Source organism: Salinibacterium sp. CAN_S4 (genome assembly GCF_015752305.1).
Taxonomy (GTDB): Bacteria; Actinomycetota; Actinomycetes; order Actinomycetales; family Microbacteriaceae; genus Rhodoglobus.
In genome coordinates this window covers 536,315-553,030 of the sequence record NZ_JADOVB010000001.1, presented here as the reverse complement: position 1 = coordinate 553,030, position 16,716 = coordinate 536,315, and the positions used below count along the sequence as shown (strand labels likewise).

Annotated in this window: 16 protein-coding genes; 10 read left to right on the top strand and 6 right to left on the bottom strand. The window is 64.6% G+C overall.

Features of this window, described 5'->3' with window-relative positions; all coding sequences use genetic code 11:
• Positions 1–12 precede the first annotated feature (12 nt).
• On the bottom strand, positions 13–1,251 hold the full coding sequence (gene glgC, locus IWX81_RS02800; RefSeq protein WP_199279734.1) for a glucose-1-phosphate adenylyltransferase: 1,239 nt from the start codon (positions 1,249–1,251) through the stop codon (positions 13–15).
• Between the two features lie 77 nt (positions 1,252–1,328).
• Here glgC and glgA point away from each other — a divergent pair, with 77 nt between their 5' ends.
• From glgA to IWX81_RS02785, 3 genes are all read left to right on the top strand, one after another.
• Complete coding sequence (gene glgA, locus IWX81_RS02795) at positions 1,329–2,510, top strand: glycogen synthase (protein ID WP_199279733.1); 1,182 nt, start codon at positions 1,329–1,331, stop codon at positions 2,508–2,510.
• A 33-nt stretch (positions 2,511–2,543) separates the two neighbouring features.
• The gene (locus IWX81_RS02790) at positions 2,544–3,326 is read left to right on the top strand and encodes an ABC transporter ATP-binding protein (protein ID WP_199279732.1); all 783 of its coding nucleotides are present in this window, start codon (positions 2,544–2,546) and stop codon (positions 3,324–3,326) included.
• A 122-nt stretch (positions 3,327–3,448) separates the two neighbouring features.
• On the top strand, positions 3,449–3,706 hold the full coding sequence (locus IWX81_RS02785; RefSeq protein ID WP_199279731.1) for a type B 50S ribosomal protein L31: 258 nt from the start codon (positions 3,449–3,451) through the stop codon (positions 3,704–3,706).
• Between the two features lie 74 nt (positions 3,707–3,780).
• On the opposite strand, the gene IWX81_RS02780 is transcribed toward IWX81_RS02785, so the two are convergent.
• Together IWX81_RS02780 and treS are read right to left on the bottom strand one after the other, a co-directional pair.
• Positions 3,781–5,457, bottom strand: coding sequence for an exonuclease domain-containing protein (locus IWX81_RS02780; protein WP_199279730.1), 1,677 nt, complete (start codon positions 5,455–5,457; stop codon positions 3,781–3,783).
• Positions 5,458–5,526: 69 nt separating this feature from the next.
• The gene (gene treS, locus IWX81_RS02775; protein ID WP_199279729.1) at positions 5,527–7,251 is read right to left on the bottom strand and encodes a maltose alpha-D-glucosyltransferase; all 1,725 of its coding nucleotides are present in this window, start codon (positions 7,249–7,251) and stop codon (positions 5,527–5,529) included.
• Between the two features lie 99 nt (positions 7,252–7,350).
• Here treS and IWX81_RS02770 point away from each other — a divergent pair, with 99 nt between their 5' ends.
• Together IWX81_RS02770 and IWX81_RS02765 are read left to right on the top strand one after the other, a co-directional pair.
• Positions 7,351–8,250 (top strand): alpha/beta fold hydrolase, encoded by a 900-nt coding sequence (locus IWX81_RS02770; protein ID WP_199279728.1) that lies wholly within the window; start codon positions 7,351–7,353, stop codon positions 8,248–8,250.
• Positions 8,247–9,326 carry a glycosyltransferase family 4 protein gene (locus tag IWX81_RS02765; RefSeq protein ID WP_199279727.1) on the top strand — a complete coding sequence of 360 codons (1,080 nt, stop codon included), beginning with the start codon at positions 8,247–8,249 and terminating at the stop codon, positions 9,324–9,326. Before IWX81_RS02770 ends, IWX81_RS02765 begins: the two co-directional genes overlap by 4 nt.
• A 15-nt stretch (positions 9,327–9,341) precedes the next feature.
• On the opposite strand, the gene IWX81_RS02760 is transcribed toward IWX81_RS02765, so the two are convergent.
• Both IWX81_RS02760 and IWX81_RS02755 read right to left on the bottom strand, forming a co-directional pair.
• Positions 9,342–9,920, bottom strand: a complete 579-nt coding sequence (locus IWX81_RS02760) for a histidine phosphatase family protein (RefSeq protein WP_199279726.1) — start codon at positions 9,918–9,920, stop codon at positions 9,342–9,344.
• Complete coding sequence (locus IWX81_RS02755) at positions 9,917–10,768, bottom strand: NAD-dependent protein deacetylase (protein WP_199279725.1); 852 nt, start codon at positions 10,766–10,768, stop codon at positions 9,917–9,919. The genes IWX81_RS02760 and IWX81_RS02755 overlap by 4 nt, the downstream gene beginning before the upstream one ends.
• A 133-nt stretch (positions 10,769–10,901) precedes the next feature.
• On the opposite strand from IWX81_RS02755, the gene IWX81_RS02750 reads away from it, so the two are divergent.
• From IWX81_RS02750 to IWX81_RS02740, 3 genes are all read left to right on the top strand, one after another.
• Positions 10,902–11,705 (top strand): TrmH family RNA methyltransferase, encoded by an 804-nt coding sequence (locus IWX81_RS02750; protein WP_199280412.1) that lies wholly within the window; start codon positions 10,902–10,904, stop codon positions 11,703–11,705.
• A 51-nt stretch (positions 11,706–11,756) separates the two neighbouring features.
• Positions 11,757–12,983 carry a D-alanyl-D-alanine carboxypeptidase family protein gene (locus IWX81_RS02745; protein ID WP_334592819.1) on the top strand — a complete coding sequence of 409 codons (1,227 nt, stop codon included), beginning with the start codon at positions 11,757–11,759 and terminating at the stop codon, positions 12,981–12,983.
• 100 nt (positions 12,984–13,083) lie between these two features.
• Positions 13,084–14,178: a fatty acid desaturase family protein gene (locus IWX81_RS02740; protein WP_199279724.1), complete on the top strand. Its 1,095-nt coding sequence runs from the start codon at positions 13,084–13,086 to the stop codon at positions 14,176–14,178.
• Between the two features lie 21 nt (positions 14,179–14,199).
• Here the strand turns inward: IWX81_RS02740 and IWX81_RS02735 are convergent, their stop codons facing one another.
• Positions 14,200–14,961: an SGNH/GDSL hydrolase family protein gene (locus IWX81_RS02735; protein ID WP_199279723.1), complete on the bottom strand. Its 762-nt coding sequence runs from the start codon at positions 14,959–14,961 to the stop codon at positions 14,200–14,202.
• A 132-nt stretch (positions 14,962–15,093) separates the two neighbouring features.
• On the opposite strand from IWX81_RS02735, the gene IWX81_RS02730 reads away from it, so the two are divergent.
• Both IWX81_RS02730 and dinB read left to right on the top strand, forming a co-directional pair.
• Positions 15,094–15,360: a GlsB/YeaQ/YmgE family stress response membrane protein gene (locus IWX81_RS02730; RefSeq protein ID WP_199280410.1), complete on the top strand. Its 267-nt coding sequence runs from the start codon at positions 15,094–15,096 to the stop codon at positions 15,358–15,360.
• Positions 15,361–15,468: 108 nt separating this feature from the next.
• On the top strand, positions 15,469–16,716 hold the full coding sequence (dinB, locus tag IWX81_RS02725) for a DNA polymerase IV (protein ID WP_199279722.1): 1,248 nt from the start codon (positions 15,469–15,471) through the stop codon (positions 16,714–16,716).

The following is a 16,716-nucleotide window of genomic DNA, read 5'->3' as shown; positions in this document are numbered from 1 at the left end:
CGAAGTGCGCGATCAGGTGACGATAACGCCCTTACCGACGACGGTGATTCCCGTCTCCGTGACAGTGAAGCCGCGCGCACGGTCGGCATCATGGTCGACGCCGACCGAGGCGCCTTCGCTGATGACGACCTCTTTGTCGAGAATAGCGCGTCGGACCGTCGAGTTCGGCGCGATCCTGACCTTCTCGAAAATGACGGAGTCGACGACGCTCGCGCCGGATTCGACCACCACCCACGGCCCGATCATGCTCCGCTCGATGTGGGATCCGGAGATCACACACCCGAGCGACACGATCGAGTCGATCATGGTGCCCTGGTTTCCCTGGGCATCCCTGACGAACTTGGCCGGGGGAGAGTTGAGCTGCTGGCTGAAGATCGGCCATTCCGTGTTGTACAGGTTGAAAATCGGCAGCGCCGCGATCAGGTCCTGGTGGGCGTCGAAGAACGACTCGATCGTGCCGACATCCCGCCAGTAGAAGCGGTCACGCTCGGTGGAGCCAGGCACGACGTTGCGATTCAGGTCGTAGACGCCGGCGAGTCCCCGCGAGACGAAGTCCGGGACGATGTCGCCGCCCATGTCGTGGTTGGAGTCCGAGCGCTCCCCATCGCGCTGCACGGCATCCATCAGTACGTCGGCGTCGAAGATGTAGTTGCCCATCGAGGCGAGCACCTCGTCGGGGGAGTCGGCAAGCCCGATGGGCTTTTGCGGCTTCTCGTGGAATGCGGCGATCTTCGACGGGTTGTCTGCGTCGACTTCGATCACGCCGAACTGGTCGGCGAGGGAGATCGGCTGGCGGATCGCGGCCACGGTGACACCGAATCCCGACGCGATGTGGGCTTCGACCATCTGGCTGAAGTCCATGCGGTACACGTGGTCAGCGCCGACGACGATGACGATGTCGGGCTTCTCATCCCGAAGCAGGTTCAGACTCTGCAGGATGGCGTCGGCCGAACCACTGAACCAGCGCTTGCCCAGGCGCTGTTGGGCGGGAACAGAGGCGACGTACGAGTTCAGCATGCCGCTCAATCGCCAGGTCTGGGAAACGTGACGGTCGAGGCTGTGGGACTTGTACTGCGTGAGCACCACGATCTGGCGGAGGCCGGAGTTGATGAGGTTGCTCAGCGCGAAGTCGATCAATCGGTAGCCCCCCGCGAAGGGAACCGCGGGCTTGGCCCGGTCAGCTGTCAGGGGCATGAGGCGCTTGCCTTCACCGCCGGCGAGGACGATGCCGAAGATCTTCTTTGATGACATAGGCCAACAGTATTAGAGGCAGGCGAGGTTCGGTAACCGCTTGTCTATCGACCCGCCGGGTGCACTACCGTTTTGATATGCGCGTAGATCTGATCAGCCGTGAATATCCCCCGGAGGTGTACGGCGGTGCCGGCGTGCATGTCGCCGAACTCGTCAGGGCCCTGCGTGGCGACCTCGATGTCGTGGTGCGCTGCTTCGGTGCGCCACGCGAGGAACCCGGGGTGTTTGCTTACTCGGTTCCGAGTGAACTGGCAACGGCCAACCCCGCGCTGACAACGCTCGGGGTCGATCTCCAGATTGCGCAGGACGTGGCCGGAGCCGATCTCGTCCACTCCCACACCTGGTATGCCAACGGAGCGGGGCACCTCGCCTCGATGCTCCACGGCATCCCGCACGTCGTGACGGCGCACAGCCTCGAACCACTCCGCCCCTGGAAGGCCGAGCAACTCGGCGGCGGATACCGGGTGTCCAGCTGGATCGAGAGCACCGCGTTCACCGGAGCGGCCGCGATCATCGCCGTCAGCGACGGCATGCGCCGCGACATCCTGCGTTCATACCCCTGGCTCGACGAAGAGAAGGTCATCACCGTGCACAACGGCATCGACCTCGCCCAGTGGAAGCCGGTGGATGACCCCGCCCTCGTGCGCGAGCTGGGAATCGATCCCGAGCGCCCGTCCGTGGTGTTCGTGGGAAGGATCACCCGCCAGAAGGGTCTTCCCTACCTCCTTCGCGCCGCCGCGTTGCTGCCACCGGAGGTACAGCTCATCCTCTGCGCCGGAGCCCCGGACACTCCCGAGATCCTCGCCGAGGTAGAGGCCGGAGTGAAGGCGCTCCAGGCCCAGCGTTCTGGCGTCGTGTGGATCGACAGGCTGCTGAGCCAGCACGACCTGTCCGCGGTGCTGAGCCAGGCCACGACATTCGTCTGCCCTTCTGTGTATGAGCCGCTCGGAATCGTGAACCTCGAGGCCATGGCGTGCGGTGTTCCGGTCGTGGGTACAGCAACGGGAGGGATCCCCGAGGTCATCGTCGACGGCGTCACGGGCAGGCTCGTGCCCATCGACCAGGCCGATGATGGAACCGGAACGCCGACCGACCCCGAGAAGTTCGTGGCTGACCTTGCAGCGGCGCTCACGGATGTCGTCAGCGATCCGGCGAATGCCAGGAAGATGGGCGCGGCGGGTCGCCTTCGGGCCGAAACCGACTTCAGCTGGGTGACCATTGCCGCGAGAACGCGTGAGATCTACGCGAGTCTCACCTAGGTCGTGCGTCTCACGCCGTAGGGTGGAGTGATCATGGCAAGTGTGCTGCAATTCTCTGATGTGACCGTCGTCCGCGACGGCAACCCGATCCTCAAATCCGCGAACTGGACGGTGGATGCGGCCGATCGCTGGGTGATCCTCGGTCCCAATGGCGCCGGGAAGACCACGCTTTTGCAACTCGCCGCGGCGCAGATGCATCCGAGCTCTGGTCGGGTCCAGATCCTCGACGACAGGTTGGGGCGGGCCGACGTATTCGAGCTCCGGCCACGAATCGGATTCGCCTCGAGCGCGCTCGCGCGCAAGGTTCCCCGCGATGAGCGCGTCATCGACGTCGTGCTCACGGCCGCGTACTCGGTGACGGGTCGCTGGAACGAGTCATACGAAGAGGTCGACATCAAGCGCGCCCAACGGGTGCTCGCGGAGTGGAAACTCACGCACCTCGAAGACCGGCGATTCGGCGATCTCAGCGACGGTGAGCAAAAGCGGGTGCAGATCGCTCGGTCCGTGATGACGGACCCCGAACTCCTCCTGCTGGATGAGCCGGCAGCGAGCCTCGACCTCGGAGCGCGCGAAGAGCTCGTCGGACTCCTGGGCGGCTTTGCTTCGGCCGACAGTTCTCCCGCGATCGTTATGGTGACGCACCATGTCGAAGAGATTCCGCCGGGATTCACCCATGCCCTGCTGCTTGCCCACGGTGAGATCTCGGCGGCAGGCGCGATCGACGAGGTGATCACGTCGGAGAACCTGAGTGAGGCGTTCGGGCTGCCGCTCGTCGTCACTAACGAGAACCGCCGATTCACCGCGCGGGCTGCCTGAATATTTGGTAGTCTTTTATGTCGGCTCCGAGTGGGCCGCTCGAGCGCACGCCGCTCCCTCATTCATCCTGTACTCCCGGCGCAAGAACCTCTCGCGCACGATATCAATCTGAAGGAACGTTCATGAAGACCGACATCCACCCCACGTACAACGCGATCGTGTTCCGCGACCTCGCGTCGGGCGCCACGTTCCTCACGCGTTCGACCGCGACCAGCGACAAGACCATCGACCTCGACGGTGTCACGTACCCGGTCATCGACGTCGAGATCTCATCCGAGTCGCACCCGTTCTACACGGGCAAGCAGCGCATCATGGACTCCGCGGGTCGCGTCGAGAAGTTCAACTCACGCTACGCCGGCTTCGGTACCAAGAAGGACTAATTCCTTCAGGATTCAGCGAAAGGCGGCCCTCGGGCCGCCTTTCGTCGTTAACGGTGAAGAGGGATGCCGGCCGGTCAGATCCCGGTCGCGCGCCGCGTGACCCACAGCGGCAGGATCGTGTCCCGCGTCAGCGGGGCGAGCTGAACCCCGGCTGGCTCGTCAGTGTCGATCCACAGCAGTTCTTCAATCTCGTCTGATGCCACCAGGTCTGCAGTGGTGGTCAGCGCGAAGACCTCAGCGCGGATGACGGTATCGGGCTCGTTAGCAGCATCAGCCCTGAAGCTTCCGAGGTACTCGGTGGCGCCAAGGTCGAGTTCGAGACCGACCTCCTCGAGAAGCTCGCGCGACAGCGCATCGACGGCGCTCTCGCCGCGTTCGATCTTGCCGCCAGCCTGCATGAAGGTCGAACTCCCACGCTTGCGCACCACGAGGGTGCGACCCTCGGCGTCGTTGATGATGGCGGCCGCGACCCGCAGGACCGTGGGCCGCAGGGTCGGGCGCTCTGCCGGAGCTCCGTCGACTGGCGCGTCGTCGCCTGGCACGACGCTGTCTGGGACGACGCTGCCTGGCACGACGCTGTCTGGGACGACGCTGTCTGCCGTCACCGGTTCCGACGCGATGGTCTGCGTATCGATGGAGAATTCCACTGACTCGAATTCGGGCTCGGGCGCGGTGGTGTCGATGTCGAGATCGCCCCACAGCAACTCGGGCTGGGCTGCGGCATCCGCGTAGTCCTGAGCAGGCTGAGTGCCGTCCGGCTCGGCCGGTTCCCCGGACTCTTCAGGGAGTGGCTCGACGAGCGAGAGTGGCTCGAAGACCGGCTCTGAGTCTGCGTCAGCGACCGGGTTGACGACCGAGTCTGACAGCGACGGCTCGACGTCGTCGAACGTCACTTCTTCGATCTCGGACACGCTCTCGGAGGCGCGGACGGGAGGCGCCTCGAGCGCCGGGCGGTCGAGGACGAGAACACCGGTGTCGAAGTCGAGGTGAGGTACGCGATAGCTGGGCCGCGGTGACGGTGCGGGAATCGGCTGGGTGTCCTGGATGCTCGTCGGATGGTCGGTCGACCGGATCGGCCACTCCGTGTCTGCCACGAAGTCCTGGTCGCCTTTCACCCTCCGGATGTAGTCCGCGAAGCTCGCCGCCTGCTCGGCGTACCACGCGATCTGCCTCTGGTGCAGTTCGGCCAGCGGCAGATCGAGCTGCTGGGGGTACGCGGCGCCCAGGGCAAGAGCTACCCGGCCCGCGGCTATGGCGTCGGCGCCGGCATCGTGGGCGTCATCCAGTTCCACCCTGTACTGGGCTGCCGTCACTTCGAGAGTGCGCTTGCCCTTGCGGTATTTATCGACCACCTTGTCGAGCACCAGCGGATCGATGACGGGCGTCGCCGTAGTCACGGGGTCGATGCCATACCGGCGGCACTCCCGGTCGAGAAGGCTGAGGTCGTACGGCGCGTTGTAGACGACAAGCGGCACCCCGAGAGCGAAAAGCACTTTGAGGCTCTGCGTGATCTCGGCCACGACGTCTTTGGCCTGGCGACCCATGGCCTGGGCGCGTTCCGTCGTGATGCCGTGCACGGCTGAGGCGCCAGCGGGGATCTCTACCCCCGGGTCGGCCAGCCAGTCCCAGCGCGCCACGACCGAACCGTCCGGATCGAGGATCGCTACGCAGGCAGACACGATGCGTGCGGTGTCGACGTCGACGCCGGTGGTCTCAAGATCGAAGACGCCGAGCTGGCCCCAATTGTTCATGACTTCAGGCTACGGCTGGCGAGCGACCGAGGCGCGCAGGCTCGCTGCTCACCTCTGACGAGTCCCGGCTCAGACCCGGCCTCCCGCGAAGTGCGCGTCGCCCAGGTGCAGCCAGTAGAAGCTCTGTGTGCCGAGGGTGAGCGTGAGCGTGCCGTCCTCATTCACCGGGGGAAACTCGCCGCCGCCGAACAGGTCGAAGGATGTCGCGCCCGAATAACCCTCGACCTCGATCGTGACCGAGACCGGATTATGGGAAAAGCTGAACACGCACAGGATCGATTCGGGGGAGTCGCCGAACTGGGTTCCCGCACCCTCGTACTCGCGAACGAACGCGAGCACAGACTCGTGATTGGTCTTGAGCACGCGCAGCGACCCCAGACCGAAGGTCGGGTGTCCCTTTCGTACATGGATGACGTTGCGCACCCAGTGCAGCAGCGAGCGCGACTGCGCGAGTTGGGATTCGACGTTGACGAGGTTGTAGTTGTACACCAGTGACTGCACCACGGGAAGGAACAGCTTTCCCGGGTCCGCGTGTGAGAATCCGGCGTTGCGATCCGGAGTCCACTGCATCGGGGTCCTCGATGAGTCACGGTCGGGCAGCCAGATATTGTCACCCATGCCGATCTCGTCACCGTAGAAGAGAAACGGGCTTCCCTGCAGCGAGAACAGGAGCGCATGGGCGAGCTCGAGTTCGGCGCGGGAGTTGTCGAGCAGCGGTGCGAGCCTGCGACGGATTCCCACGTTCGACCGCATCCTCGGGTCGTAGGCGTACCAGCCGTACATGGCCTGGCGGTACTCCTCGCTCACCATCTCCAGCGTGAGTTCGTCGTGGTTTCTCAGGAAAACGCCCCACGCGGCTCCCGCCGGCATGTCCGTCGTCTCCGCGAGAACCCGCACGAGCTCCCCGGCGTTCTGGGACCGCAGCGAGTAGAAGATGCGGGGCATCACCGGGAAGTCGAAGGCCATGTGGCACTCCGGCTCCTCCTCGGTGCCGAAGAAGGCGACGACCTCCTGCGGCCACTGGTTGGCCTCGGCGATCAACACGCGACCGGGGTACTCCCGGTCGACCATGGCACGGATCTCCTTGATGAACTCGTGGGTCCTCGGCTCACCCTCGCCGTTACCGTCTTCGGATTCGAAGAGGTAGGGAATCGCATCGAGGCGCACGCCGTCGACTCCGAGATCCATCCAGTGCCTGATCGTGTCGAGCACGGCGTCGCGAACGGCGGGGTTCTCGAAGTTCAGGTCCGGCTGGTGTGAGAAGAACCGATGGAAGAAGAACTGGCGACGCACGGGATCGAACGTCCAGTTCGACTCTTCGGTGTCGACGAAGATGATGCGGATGTTCGGATACTTCTCGTCAGTGTCGCTCCACACGTAGTAGTCGCCGTAGGGGCCTTCGGGGTCTTCCCTCGACTGCTGGAACCACTCGTGGGCGTCAGAGGTGTGGTTGAGCGGATAGTCGATGACGACCCGCATGTTGCGCTCGTGAGCCTTGGTGACGAGTTCTTTGAACTCGTCGAGGGTGCCGAATTCCGGCAACACTGTCGTGAAATCCGAGACGTCGTAACCGCCGTCACGCAGCGGTGAGTTGAAGAACGGAGGGATCCACAGCGCGTCGACACCCAGCCACTGCAGGTAATCGAGCTTGGAAATGAGCCCGGCGATGTCGCCGGAACCGTCGCCGTTGCTGTCGTAGAACGACCTGACCATCACTTCGTAGAAGACCGCACGGCGGTACCACTGGGGGTCGAGGGCGAGTCCGGGCGTTTGGATGGGCGCGGTAAAAGTCACCACTCGAGTCTATGGCTGAGCCGTCGAGGCGTGTCCAGACCTTGCGCAAGGCCGGGCCGTGCCGATACGGGGGGCGGGCATCCTCGTAGAATCGGACCGATGTCTGTCGAATCCCCTTATGCAGCCCTGCTGGCCGAAATTCCGACCCGTGAGGTCGTGGTGGACGTGCTGGGGAGCAGCACCCACTACTGGGAATATGGCTCGCCGGATGCCGCAACCACCGTCGTGGTCGTGCACGGTTATCGGGGCGAACACCACGGTCTCGAGCCGGTAATCGCGCAACTCCGCGGAATCCGAATCATCAGCCCCGACCTCCCCGGCTTCGGAGAATCGACCCCGCTCATCGGCCATCGCCACGACATCGCGGGGTATTCGCGGTGGCTCGGAGAGTTTGTCGCACGAATCGGAGTCTCGGGAAGCGCGATCATTCTCGGCCATTCCTTCGGCTCGATCGTGGTCTCGGCCGCCGTCGCTGGCGGGCTCGTTACCCCGAAACTCATCCTCGTGAACCCGATCGCCGCGCCGGCTCTCGAAGGTCCCAACGGCCTCATGAGCCGCCTGACCCTCGTGTACTACCGCGCCGGCAGGGCGCTGCCCGAGAAGCTCGGCAAGAGCCTCCTCAGCAACTGGCTTGTGGTGCGGTTCATGAGCGTGTTCCTCGCCCAGTCCCGTGACCGAGCCCTGCGTCGATGGATTCATTCACAGCACCACGACTACTTCAGCAGGTATTCGGATCGCGACACCGTGGTCGAGGGTTTCGAGGCATCCATCTCCAGCGATGTGAGTATGTTCGCCGCGAAGATCGCCGTTCCGACCCTGCTGATCGGCGCCGACCGTGATCCCATCACGAGTGTCAGCGCCCAGAACACGCTCGCCACCCTGTTTCCCGATGCCGAGTTGCACATCCTCACTGGCGTCGGGCATCTCGTGCACTACGAGAAGCCCCGTGAGGCAGCGGCCCTCATCGTTTCGTTCGTCAACGACGGTTCCCTCGCATGAAAATCATCTTCGATTGCCGCTACACCCGGATCGGCCGCCACGACGGTATCAGCCGCTACGGCTCGAGACTCGTCGAAGAGTTGGCGAAGCTGCATCCGGTCACGATGCTCATCTCGGACGAGCGCCAGCTGGCCATGCTTCCCGATCTCCCATGGGTGTTGGGGTCGGATCCCACCGCCGCGCGTGAGCCCTGGATCTCGCGGCAGGTAAACAAGCATGCCCCGGATGTCGTATTCACCCCGATGCAGACCATGGGTCCGGGTGGTCGCAACTATGCGCTCGTGACGACCGTCCACGACCTGATCTACTACACGCACCGCACGCCGCCGCGCGACCTGAACCCCGCACTCAGGCTGCTGTGGCGCGGATACCACCTGTGGTGGGGCTTCCAGCGCAGCCTGCTCAACCGGGCGGATGCCCACCTCGTGGACTCGGAGACGACCCGCGACCTCATGGAGCGGCACAGGCTTACGCGCAACCCCATGCACGTCGTGCTTCTCGGAACCGAACAGCACGACGGCCGGGAGCCCCGCACGGCTCCCACATCGAAGAATCTCGTCTACATGGGCTCCTTCATGCCGTACAAGAACGTCGACCTCATCGTCAGGTCGCTGGCCGACCTGCCCGGCTACAGGCTGCAGCTCATGAGCCGCATCTCAGACGACGAGAAAGCCAGGCTCACCGCGCTTGCTCCGGCCGGGGCTCTCGAGTTCTTCAATGGCGCCAGCGATGACGATTACGAATCGGCAGTCCTGGGCGCCACCGCCCTGGTGTCGGCCTCCCGCGACGAAGGCTTCGGTCTGCCCGTGGTGGAGGCGCAGGCGCTCGGAACGCCTGTGCTTCTCAGCGATACACCGATCTTCCGCGAGATCGGTGGCGAACCAGCCGGCTTCTTCGACCTGTCGAGCACGTCGTCGTTCGTCGCCGCCGTGCGCGAACTCGAGGACGATGCCGAGTGGGCTCGTCGGTCGGCGGCATCCATCGAATGGGCGAAGCGCTATAACTGGCCGGATGCCGCGAAAGCCCTTCTCGCGGTGCTTACCGGCGCCGTGCAGAGGCGCCAGTCCCGGCGTTAGCGAGCCGCCCAGAGCTCAGAGCGCAGCCAGGGGAAGAACCAGCCGGTTGAAAGCGACGAGTGAGAGCACGTCGGAGTCGAAACCGAGGGTGTGAATTGAGCCGTTGGCAATGCGACCGTGAGCGCCGGAGGGCTCGAGTTCGGCAAGGATGGCGCGGATGACTCCTCCGTGGGCGACGATGACCGTCGCCTTGCCCTCACTCGACCGCGCAATGGCGTGCACCGCTCGCACGGACCGTGCGGCGAGCTGCGACTTATGTTCCTGGCCGGGGACCAGAGACCTGTCGGGGAACCGCTTCTCGATCTGGAGGTAGTTGAGCCCCTCTGCCTCGCCGTAGTGACGCTCGACAAGTCTGGGTGCCGGAATCGGTGCCGGCAGGCCCAGCGAGCGGGCGATGATCTCGCCGGTCTCGAACGCGCGCACCAGCGGACTCGCGAAGACCGTATGCGGTTCGACGCGGGCCAGAAGCTCGGCGGTGGCCAGCGCCTGCGCACGCCCGGTGTCGTTGAGGGGTATGTCCGTGCTGCCCTGGATGCGCTGCTGGCGGTTCCACTCGGTCTCGCCGTGGCGTACGAGGTAGAGCCGTGAACTCACGGGCTGAGCCTCAGCAGCAGCGCCTGCAGGGTTTCGGAGGTGCCGGCATCCACCTTCACCGTCGCCCGGTTGTCACCCTTGGTCACTCCGCGGTTCACGATGACGATGGGCAGCTTCCGGCGATTGGCCTGTTCGAGGAGACGGATTCCCGAATTGACGATGAGGGATGAGCCTGCGATCAGCAGGGCATCGGCCGACTGCATGAGCGCCGATGCTTCGGCGAACTTCTCCTTCGGCACGAACTCACCGAAGAAGACGACATCAGGCTTGAGCACGCCGCCGCAGACCGAACAGTGCGGAAGCACGAAAGAATCGACGTCGTGCACCTCGACGTCGCCGTCGGGGGAGAGGTCGAAAGCCTCATCGGTATCGATCCACGGGTTTGCCGCGGTGATCTGGTCTGCCACCCCCTGGCGCGCAAAGAACTGCCCACAGTCGAGGCAGCGCACCCGATCCATGGTGCCGTGGAGGTCGACCACCCGTTGCGATCCGGCACGCAGGTGCAGGCCATCGACATTCTGGGTGATGATGCCGTCCACGATTCCCGCCAGCTCGAGCTCGGCCAGGGCTGCGTGACCCGCGTTCGGCCTGGCCGCGGAGAAACGCTTCCACCCGAGGTGGCTACCCGCCCAGTACCGCTTGCGGTAGTCGACATCGGCGAGAAAGTGCTGGAACGTCATGGGCGCGCGCACCGGAGCGCCTGCGCCGCGATAATCGGGGATTCCCGAGTCAGTACTCACTCCGGCACCGGTGAGCACCGCAATGGTGTGATCCCTGAGTGCATCGACCGCGGCATCGAGCGAATCGCCAGCAGGAGCCTCGACGGAGATCGGTTCGGCGTTCGCCATTCGATCTCCTTGCGATTACGTATTCCCGGGTGCGGTAATGCCTGCTCCAAGACTAAACGCAGCAGCTTTCCGATATGTTTCCGAATGCCGCCAGAAACCTGCCGGCACCGTCCGGTCGACCATGGGGGCACTCATCCACGTCATTCGCATCGACGACCTCACCGACGACAGGCTCGGCGATTTCGCCAATCTCACCGATGTCGCGCTACGGCGTCGCACTGAACCCGCCGGTGGCCTGTACATCGCCGAATCGCCCAAGGTCATCGCCCGCGCGCTGGCGGCCGGTCACCGGCCACGTGCCGTACTCGTGCTCGAGCAGTGGCTGGCCGAACTCGAGCCGCTGCTCGAGACCATCGACGTGCCGGTCTTCGTGGGGGAGTCCGACCTTCTCGAGGGCCTCACGGGCTTCAACCTCCACCGGGGCGCGCTCGCGTCGATGCATCGTCCCGTACTTCCGCCAGTATCGGAACTGCTCAGGGATGCCCGGCGGGTCGTCGTGCTCGAAGACATCGTCGACCACACGAACGTCGGTGCCATCTTCCGCTCGGTCGCCGGCCTGGGAGCCGATGCCGTGCTCGTGACCCCGCGCTGTGCGGATCCCCTCTATCGCCGCAGCGTGCGGGTGAGCATGGGCACGGTGCTGCAAGTGCCGTGGACGCGGATCGCGGACTGGCCACAGGGCGCGGACGACCTGCGCGCCGCTGGGTTCCACATCGCCGCGCTAGCACTTGCCGACAACGCGATATCGCTCGACGACTTCGCGTCGGATGCGCCGGAGCGTGTGGCCATCGTGCTCGGCACCGAGGGGGACGGGCTCAGTCGTGCGGCGCTCGACGCTGCCGATACCGTCGTGACGATTCCGATGCTGCACGGTGTGGATTCGCTCAATGTGGCGTCCGCGAGCGCCGTGGCGCTGTACGCCCTCAGGGTTCGTTGATGGCGGGCTCGCCTGAGCGACGGGTGGAAGGCGATCGTCTAGCATGAGCGGGTGCCGCTGACTCGACGACAGGTCTATTTCAGGCGCCGACTCGCGGTCGTCGGCGGAGGGCTCGTCGCTCTCGCCACGGCCTTCTACCTGCCCCTGACGCTGCTCGCTCCGGTGCAGGAGGTGGCAGCACAGGTCGAGGCATTCGAGACCCGCGCGGTCGTGCAACCGGCGCTCACGTTTCCGGAGTACGGCGCATCAGCCATCGGCGCTGTCGGCTACGCGGGAGTGCTCGCCAGTGGCGGATCCGCGGATGCGCTGCCGATCGCATCCATCTCGAAGGTGATCACCGCGCTCGTCATTCTCGACGCGAAACCGCTCGCGGTGGGGGAGCCAGGACCGGATATCGCTTTCGGGGATGCCGATGTGGCGCTGTACGACGCCCAGGTCGCCCAGAACGGAAGCGTTGCTCCCGTCTACGCAGGACAGGTGCTGACACAGCGCGACGCGATGAACGTGATGCTCATCGTGTCGGCGAACAACTATGCGGAATCCCTCGCGAACTGGGCCTTCGGGTCTCAGGAGGCTTTCGTCGAGGCCGCGAAGGTCTGGCTGGCCGGGGCCGGGCTGCCCTCGACGGCGATCGTCGAGCCGACCGGCGTCTCACCGAGCAACATCAGCACGAGCACCGATCTCGTCGAGCTCGGCCGGATCGCTCTCTCCCATCCTGTGCTTGCCGAGATCGTGGGAACGCCGAGCATAGACATCCCCGAGCTGGGAACCATCGAGAACACCAACTCCCTGCTCGGCATCACGGGGATCGATGGAATCAAGACCGGCACGCTCGACGAGGCGGGATCCTGCCTGCTCTTTTCCCAGGACTACGTTGTCGGCGACACCACAGTGACTCTCGTCGGTGTCGTGCTCGGCGGACCTGACCGCCCCACGATCAACGCGGCCGTACAGTCCCTGCTGGCGCAGGCGGATGCCGGCTTCCAGTCCGTGACCCTGGTCGAGCAGGGCCAGCGACTGGCGACATACGACACCGAGTGGGGGGATGAATCGGCAGCTGTCGCGGCGTCGACCCTGAGTGTCGTGGTGTGGTCGGCCACCCCGATCACCGCTGCGTCGAGCCCCGAGGATGTGCAGCTGGCCGAGGCAGGTACCGACATCGGAACTCTCAGTTTCACCGTCGGCAACCGCACGCTGGATGTGCCTCTGGAGCTTTCGTCGACCATCGACGACCCCGGACCGTGGTGGCGTTTGACGCATCCGCTGGAACTCTTCTGAGAGTCGCACGTCGTTCACAGCCTTCACCACTACGGTGGAGATATCTCGAGCATCCGCTCCCTATGTGTGACTGTGAAGTCATCTGAACTTCTGAGGTCACGTGACTACTGCTGCCGAACCCTCCCGCGTCATCAAAACCGGGCCACGAGGCATCGGGAACCCCATTTCGGAGTTCTCCGCCCTGCTCCACACCGTCCGCGATGCCGGACTATTGCGACGCAGCAAGGCCTTTTATGCGCTGACCTTCGCCGGAATCACCCTCGCCATGGTCGGGGCCTGGTTCGGCTTCGCGCTGCTCAACGGCACCTGGTACCTGCTGATCATCGCTGCGGTGATGGGGATCCTGTTCACCCAGTACGCCTTCATCACCCACGAACTCTCGCATCGCCAGGTTTTCAGCTCTAACAAGTTCAACGATTTCGCCGGTCGCATCATGGCCGACCTGGTCGTCGGCATCAGCTACTCGTGGTGGATGAGCAAGCACTCGCGTCACCACGCGAACTCGAACACGATTGGTCGCGACCCCGACGTCGAGACCGACTTCATCGTCTTCCATGCTGAGGCTGCGGGTGGCCTCACGGGCATCTCGAAGTGGCTCGCCAAGCGCCAGGGATACATCTTCTTCCCCGTGCTGCTGCTCGAAGGCGTGAACCTCCACCGTCACGCCTTCCAGACCGTCTTCTCCAAGGGCAAGGTCGATAAGCGAGCGCTCGAGATCGTGTTGTTGACCATTCGCAACGTCGGCTACGTCGCCGTGCTGTTCACGTTCCTGCCGGTCGGAATGGCTTTCGCGTTCCTCGGCGTGCAGCTCGCCATCTTCGGCCTCTACATGGGTGCGTCCTTCGCCCCCAACCACATCGGCATGCCGGTGCTGCCGAGAGGCTCGAAGGTCGACTTCCTGCGCCGCCAGGTGCTGACCAGCCGCAACATCAAGGGTGGTCACGTCATGAACCACTTCATGGGCGGCTTGAACTACCAGATCGAGCACCACCTCTTCCCCAGCATGGCCCGCCCCCACCTTCGTCGTGCTGGCGAGATCGTCCGCGAGTACTGTGCGGCAAAGGGCATCCTCTACACCGAGGTTCACCTGCTGCCGGCTTATGGCGCCGTTGTGTCCTACCTCAATGAGGTCGGTCGCGGCGTGGATCCCTTCGACTGCCCGGGAGCCGCTCGCGGCGGGTACAGCGCAACCTGACCCGCTCGTACAACCCGACCGCTAGAAGTTCGGTCGTTTCGGCACCACGTTATCTCCGGATGACTGGTGCCGAACCCGTCTCAGCACCCAGGGGACGAGGTATTCGCGGGCCCAGCCGATGTCGCTCGCGCGGGCGTCCCGCCAGCGCGGTGACGTCAGCGGCTCGGGGCTGAATGGCTCAAGAGAATGTTCGACGGCGAGTGCATCGAGCACCATGGCCGCGATGGTGTTGTGTCCGACGGGGGAGAAGTGCAGCCGATCGGGCGCCCACATCCTCGGGTCTGATAACTCACGAAGAGCCCACATGTCGGCGACTATCGCATCGTGACGCTGGGCGATGGCCCTGAGGTTCTCGTTGTAGATCGCGACTTTTCCGCGCAGCCGATTGAGCACCGGAGTCATGCCGATATCGGGGCCGTTAAACATGATGATGGTGGCGCCGTCTGCACCCAGCCTCTCGATCATCGACTCGAAGCGAGCCGACAGTTCGTCAGCGTCGGTGCCGGGCCTGATGATGTCATTGCCGCCAGCAGAAATGCTGACCAGGTCTGGTTTCAGCTCGAGCGCCGCATCCACCTGCTGGTCTGAGATCTGCTGCAGGAGCCGCCCGCGTATCGCGAGGTTCGCGTAGGTGAAACCGTCGGTGCTCTCCGCGAGAACCTCTGCCACGCGGTCCGCCCAGCCGCGGTGCCCACCAGGGCTCAGCGGCTCCGGATCGCCGATCCCCTCCGTGAAGGAATCGCCGATCGCGACGTACCTGCTCCACGGGTGTTGCTGGGTCATCCTCACAGTGTGCCACCAATAGCAGGTCGGGCCACACGAACACAAGGGGCATCCCCCAAAAGGGGGACCGTGGTTAGATCGTTGACGGCCCTGAGACCCAGGGTAGAAAGAATGATCGACTGGGAGGTCATCATGGGAATCATCGGCTGGATCGTACTAGGCCTTCTTGCAGGAGCAATTGCAAAGGCAATCCTGCCCGGCTCGCAGGGCGGCGGATGGATCATCACGCTGGTCCTCGGCGTTGTTGGCGCACTGCTCGGTGGCTTCATCGGAAGCGCCATCTTCGGAGTTGGCCTCGAAGGCTTCTTCGACATCTCGACGTGGCTCCTGGCAATCGGCGGCTCGATCGTCGTGCTGCTGATCTACGGCCTCGTTACCCGCGGTAGCCGCAAGGCGTAAGTCTTGACGGGCTTCGGCCTCGACTTGTGGGCGGCATGCTTCGGCATGTCGCCCATCGGCGTTTAACGGCCACAATCGCAGGTCGGTGGCTACTGGGAGAATGACACCATGGGCAAACAGGATGGCACAGACCGCCAGGTCACCATCGGGCCCATCGACGACAGCACCGCCACGATCCTGCACGTCGACATGGACGCGTTCTTCGCCTCGGTGGAGTTGCTAGATCACCCCGAGCTCGTGGGCAAGCCCGTTATCGTCGGCCACAAGTCCGCGAGGTCGATCGTAACCGCCGCCACCTACGAGGCCCGGAAGTTCGGGGTCAACTCCGCGCTTCCGATGGGTATTGCGCTTCGCCGATGCCCCCAGGCGGTAGTTCTCGAACCGCACTTCGAGCGCTACCAACACTTCTCCCGTCAGGTCATGACCATCTTCGACGAGATCACGCCGAAAGTGGAGCGACTCGGAATCGACGAGGCGTTTCTCGACGTGGCCGGCGCACGCAATGTCTTCGGCTCTCCCGTGCAGGTGGCCCAGCTCATCCGGCGACGGGTCCGCAGCGAGACCGGGCTGAACTGCTCGGTCGGGGCGGCTGCCACGAAATTCGTGGCGAAACTGGCCTCTGGCCTGTGCAAGCCCGACGGGCTGCTCGTGGTTCCCGCAGACCGCAGCGTCGCTGTGCTCCATCCACTCCCGATCGCCAAGCTGTGGGGCGTCGGTGCCAAGACCGAGGAACTGTTGCGGGGGCGCGGGTACAACACGATCGGCGATCTCGCGGCTGCGAGCGTCGCCGACCTGCGCAGGGTGATCGGCGACGCCGGGGCCGAACGCCTGCATGAGCTCTCCTGGGGCAGGGATCCGCGCACCGTGCAGGCTCGCGCCGACGAGAAGAGCGCGGGGCACGAAATCACGTTCGAGACCGATGTGACAGATCCGCAGGTGATCCGGCGGGAGCTGCTGAGGATGTCGAACATGGTCGCCGTTCGACTCCGGTCCGGAGGTTTCGTGGCTCGCACCGTCGTGCTGAAGCTGCGGTTCTCGGACTTCACGACCATCACCCGCTCCCGCACCATCTCCGAGCCGACCGACCTCGGCCGCACGATCTACGAGGAGGTGCGCCAGGTCTACGAGGCTCTCGGTCACCAGAACTCGGCCATCCGTCTCGTCGGCGTGAGGGCCGAGCAGCTGCAGGATGCGGCAACCGCGCCGCAGGGGCTGTGGGACGACTCTGACGCCTGGCGCGAGGCAGAAGACGTGATGGATGCCGCCAGCGCGAGGTTCGGCAAGGGCGCCGTCAGGCAGGCGAGGCTCATCGGGCACACGCCGGATGAGCGGCCACGACTCGGCCAGCGCGACTGA

What these genes read in the sequence shown, in the direction of transcription:
- IWX81_RS02730 (WP_199280410.1), top strand. Translation starts at nt 15,094, where the DNA reads ATGGGAATCATCGGCTGGATCGTACTAGGCCTTCTTGCAGGAGCAATT.
- dinB (WP_199279722.1), top strand. Translation starts at nt 15,469, where the DNA reads ATGGGCAAACAGGATGGCACAGACCGCCAGGTCACCATCGGGCCCATC.
- IWX81_RS02785 (WP_199279731.1), top strand. Translation starts at nt 3,449, where the DNA reads ATGAAGACCGACATCCACCCCACGTACAACGCGATCGTGTTCCGCGAC.
- IWX81_RS02780 (WP_199279730.1), bottom strand. Translation starts at nt 5,457, where the DNA reads ATGAACAATTGGGGCCAGCTCGGCGTCTTCGATCTTGAGACCACCGGC.
- IWX81_RS02770 (WP_199279728.1), top strand. Translation starts at nt 7,351, where the DNA reads ATGTCTGTCGAATCCCCTTATGCAGCCCTGCTGGCCGAAATTCCGACC.
- IWX81_RS02790 (WP_199279732.1), top strand. Translation starts at nt 2,544, where the DNA reads ATGGCAAGTGTGCTGCAATTCTCTGATGTGACCGTCGTCCGCGACGGC.
- IWX81_RS02755 (WP_199279725.1), bottom strand. Translation starts at nt 10,768, where the DNA reads ATGGCGAACGCCGAACCGATCTCCGTCGAGGCTCCTGCTGGCGATTCG.
- glgA (WP_199279733.1), top strand. Translation starts at nt 1,329, where the DNA reads ATGCGCGTAGATCTGATCAGCCGTGAATATCCCCCGGAGGTGTACGGC.
- IWX81_RS02735 (WP_199279723.1), bottom strand. Translation starts at nt 14,961, where the DNA reads ATGACCCAGCAACACCCGTGGAGCAGGTACGTCGCGATCGGCGATTCC.
- glgC (WP_199279734.1), bottom strand. Translation starts at nt 1,251, where the DNA reads ATGTCATCAAAGAAGATCTTCGGCATCGTCCTCGCCGGCGGTGAAGGC.
- IWX81_RS02765 (WP_199279727.1), top strand. Translation starts at nt 8,247, where the DNA reads ATGAAAATCATCTTCGATTGCCGCTACACCCGGATCGGCCGCCACGAC.